This is a genomic window from Mesorhizobium sp. M2A.F.Ca.ET.037.01.1.1 (assembly GCF_003998075.1).
In the GTDB taxonomy this organism is placed as follows: Bacteria; Pseudomonadota; Alphaproteobacteria; order Rhizobiales; family Rhizobiaceae; genus Mesorhizobium.
Genome location: NZ_RZSA01000682.1, coordinates 1 through 3,761, shown reverse-complemented (window position 1 = coordinate 3,761; position 3,761 = coordinate 1). Strand labels below are relative to the sequence as shown.

Annotated in this window: 5 protein-coding genes; 4 read left to right on the top strand and 1 reads right to left on the bottom strand. The window is 63.5% G+C overall.

All coding sequences use genetic code 11. From position 1 onward, the window contains the following. Positions 1–740 (top strand): aldo/keto reductase (locus EOA27_RS26890; protein ID WP_145970552.1); only part of this gene is annotated, 740 nt, incomplete at its 5' end. Between the two features lie 43 nt (positions 741–783). Next, positions 784–1,593 (top strand): MBL fold metallo-hydrolase, encoded by an 810-nt coding sequence (locus tag EOA27_RS26885; RefSeq protein WP_127257682.1) that lies wholly within the window; start codon positions 784–786, stop codon positions 1,591–1,593. Positions 1,594–1,698: 105 nt separating this feature from the next. Here EOA27_RS26885 and EOA27_RS26880 read toward each other — a convergent pair whose 3' ends face one another. Further along, entirely contained in the window at positions 1,699–2,289 is a 591-nt protein-coding gene (locus EOA27_RS26880; RefSeq protein ID WP_127249405.1) for a TetR/AcrR family transcriptional regulator, read from the bottom strand. Positions 2,290–2,467: 178 nt separating this feature from the next. Between EOA27_RS26880 and EOA27_RS26875 the strand changes: the two genes are divergently transcribed. After that, the gene (locus EOA27_RS26875; RefSeq protein WP_245491167.1) at positions 2,468–3,370 is read left to right on the top strand and encodes a DUF3313 domain-containing protein; all 903 of its coding nucleotides are present in this window, start codon (positions 2,468–2,470) and stop codon (positions 3,368–3,370) included. Beyond that, the coding region (locus EOA27_RS26870; RefSeq protein WP_281059479.1) for a methyltransferase at positions 3,363–3,761 on the top strand (399 nt) is incomplete at its 3' end. The genes EOA27_RS26875 and EOA27_RS26870, both read left to right, overlap by 8 nt.

Below are 3,761 nucleotides of genomic sequence, written 5' to 3'. Positions count from 1 at the left end.
AGGTGACGGCGCTGAAGCTCGGGCTGGACCTCGGTATCCCACTGATCGATACCGCTGAAATGTATGCCAGCGGTGGCGCCGAGGAGGTGGTGGCGGAGGCGATCGCCGGGCGCCGCGACGAGACTTTTCTGGTTTCCAAGGTGCTGCCGACCAATGCGTCGCGCGCCGGCGTGAAGCGAGCCTGCGAGAACAGCCTGAAGCGGCTTTCCACCGACCGGATCGATCTCTATCTGCTGCATTGGCCAGGCAGCGTGCCGCTATCCGAAACCGTCGAGGCCTTCGAAACCTTGAAGAGGGAAGGCAAGATCCGCCACTGGGGCGTCAGCAATTTCGACACCGAGGAGATGGAAGACCTTGTCGGTCTGCCGTCCGGCGGCAATGTCCAGACCAATCAGGTGCTCTATAACCTGTCGCGGCGCGGCCCCGAATTCGATCTGGCGCCATGGTGTGCGGAGCGAGGCATCCCGCTGATGGCCTATTCGCCGGTGGAGCAGGGTGCGCTCGCCCGGAATGCTCGGCTCGAAGCCGTAGCTTCGCGCCACAACGCCACCGCGGCGCAGATCGCGCTCGCCTGGGTGATGGCGCGGCCGGGCGTCATCGCCATCCCCAAGGCCGGCCGCCAGGAGCATGTCCGCCAGAACGCCGCCGCGCTCGACATCAAGCTGACGCCCAAGGATTTCGCTGAACTCGACCGCGCCTTCCCGCCGCCAACGCGCAAGCGCGGCTTGGAGATGATCTAGCCACAACTTCGATCCGGATTTGCAAATGAGCCGGGAGCAGGCATTGGAACGAATTTCAGCCGGACCGCATCACACGGCCTATAAAATCGGCGACTTGACCGTCACCTCGTTGCGCGACGGTTATGTCGACATGCCGGTCCGGCGGCTGCATAAGCCGGGAGGCGAGCCCTTCGGCAACGATCTCCCCCCGCAGGTGCCGCTCTTCGACGGCGCGCTCAGATTGTCGGTCAATGCCTTTGCCGTCGACGACGGCCGCGAAATTACGCTGATCGACACGGGCTCCTCGAACGCCTGGCACCCCACGATGGGCTTTCTTCCGCAGGCGCTGAGCGAGGCGAGGATCGCCGTCGACCGGATACGAACGGTTGCGTTCACCCACACGCATCTCGACCATATCCACGGGCTTGTCCTTGCCGATGGTCGCGACGGTTTCCCGCGGTTCTCCCGCCTACTTGTCCCTCGAGCAGAGCTCGACATGTTCCGGTCGGTAGCGAGGTTGAGCCGCTTCCATGAGCGAGCGGAACCTTTGGACCCTGGACAGCAGCTGAGCGCGAATATCGAGGCCGTCGCCGCTCCCGGCCATGAAATCGGTCACACCGGCTTTCGTGTCACGCGCGGCGGTGAAACATTGCTGGTCTGGGGCGACCTCGTGCATGTGCCGTCGCTTCAGTTCGAGCGCCCGGAGGTCGCATGGGAGTTCGACGCCGACCATGACCAGGCGCGGGCAACCCGGTTGCGCATTTTGGCGCTTGCCGCCGACAATGCCTGGTGCGTTGCCGGAGCGCATCTCGATTCACCGGGCGTCGGCAGGATTTCGCGAGACGAAACAGGCTTCCGCTTCGAACCTCTGTAGGAACGCCACATCCTGGCCGCTTGCTCAAGCCGCATCCGCAATCGCCGATCGGTACAATGAGTCAACACCGCTTGTGTTCTTTTGCGGTCCCTCGAGCGGCTGGACTTATCGAATCTCGGTTTTCAGCCTTTCAAAGGCATCCCGGACATATCCTTCCAGCGGATGCCTGGCGTGTTGCTGCTGCCATGTCTCCACCGCTAGGCGCAACGCGACGACCGTCACCAAGGCGACCAGTCGCAGACTGTCGCGGGCCTGGTCCGGCCGCAACTCGCACAACCCTTCGAAAATGGCTTGCTCAAGCTGCAGGTAGCCCGTGTGCCTGCGCGAGCGCAGCGTCTTGCTCTCCCGCATGATCTTGGCCGTCGCCATCATTTGCGACCCCTGGAAGCTGCCGATGATATTGAGCAATGCATCGCGGGCGATGTCGATCGCCGTTCCCGTGGGTGGCTCCGCAAGGATCGATGCTTTGACCACGCTCGCGTGGTTGCCCAGGGATGCAAACAGCACCTCGTCCTTGCTTTTGAAATAGTGGAAGAACGTCCGGCGCGAGATGCCGGCGGCGGCAGCTATCTCGTCAAGCGTGGTCGCGTCATAGCCATTGGCCAGGAAAGCCTTCAGGCCGGCGTCGGCGATGCGGCGGGATGTTTCCCGTCGCTTCCGCTCGCGCAGGCCTTCTGGTTTTGGCGCATCGTTCATGGAGCGCTCCTGCCATGACCGCTCCCCGGATGCGACAGGAAATTTGGCGCATGTTCAAGTCCCGTCTTCACACCTCGCCATAATGGCGCCATCAATTTATTGCACTGAGTGCAATTATTGACGCTCCCCAACACGCCCCGCCGGGCCCATCCATGCAGAGGCATCCATGGCAGCTTGCTTGCGTTCCCGTCGCGAGGCTCACATCGGTCGCGGCCTGGCCGATCGGCAGGCATGCCGCGCCGACCACCGCATAATCTGGCCGTTTGTGCTGGTCTTGAGCATGCTCGCGGTCGGCTGCGCGTCCGCGCCGCTGGATCAGGTAGGCTCGCTGCAATCCTATGACGAGCTGAAGCCGTCGGACGGTTGGTTGGCCCGCTCGCTGATGCGGGTGAGCAAGGACGACGTGCTCGCGGCAAGAACCGTTCGGATCATTCCGACGGGCTTTTCACCGCCCGCCGCCGGAAAATCGACATTGACGCCGGCGCAGCGCGGCCTGATCACGAATGCCGTCGACAGGACCCTCTGCTCAGGCCTCAGCCAGCGCTTTCAAGTGGTCGCCCTGACCGAGCCGGCCGACCTGACGGTCCACGTCATGGTAACGCATGCGACGCCGACGAATGCGCTGGCGGTCGGTGTTTCGAAAGTCGCGTCCACCGCGGTTTCCGTCGCGCTGCCCGAAATGCACATTCCGGTTCCGCGCCTGCCGATCGGATTGGGCAACCTGTCGCTTGAAGCTGAAGCGGTTGACGTCAACGGCAAGCAGGCGGCGGCCATGATCTGGGGACGCGGCGCGAACGCCCTGCTGGATTCGGGCCGGGTCGCCCGCGAGGGCGACGCCTACGATCTGGCGGCGAAGTTCGGCCACGATTTCAGCAAGCTCCTGGTCACCGCCAAGACGCCCTTCGGCACGCTGCCGTCGCTGCCAACCAGGGCGGAGATGCGCGCCATGGTCGGCAGGGAGCCGAAATACCCTGCCTGCAAGGCATTCGGCAGACCGCCCGGACTGGTCGGCTTCGTCGGCGATCGGATGGGGCTGCCGCCGGCCTGGACCGACAAGGGAGCCGCGGTGCGCAATGATTGAGGCGATGACGCAAATGCAGAAGAAGTCACCGATGCCGCTTGCCGCGGCGGTTTTTCAACAGGGCAGAAGGATTCGTTTCCTTTGGCTGGCTGCTCCCGTCGTCCTGGCGCCGGCCCTGCTTGCGGAAAGTGGCTGGCCGCAAGGCAGTACCTTTCGCGAAATGCTGGAATTTGCAGGTACCGTGCTGATCCTCGTCTGCATCGGTGGTCGCTGCTGGGCGTCCCTGTATGTCGGCGGACGCAAGAACCGTGAGCTCGTCACGACCGGCCCCTATGCGTATACGCGCAACCCGCTCTATTTCTTCTCGGCCCTTGGGTTGGCAGGCGTCGGGCTGACATTCGGGTCGCTGATCCTTTCGGCGTTTCTCTTTGTCTTCACCTGCCTGGTCTCT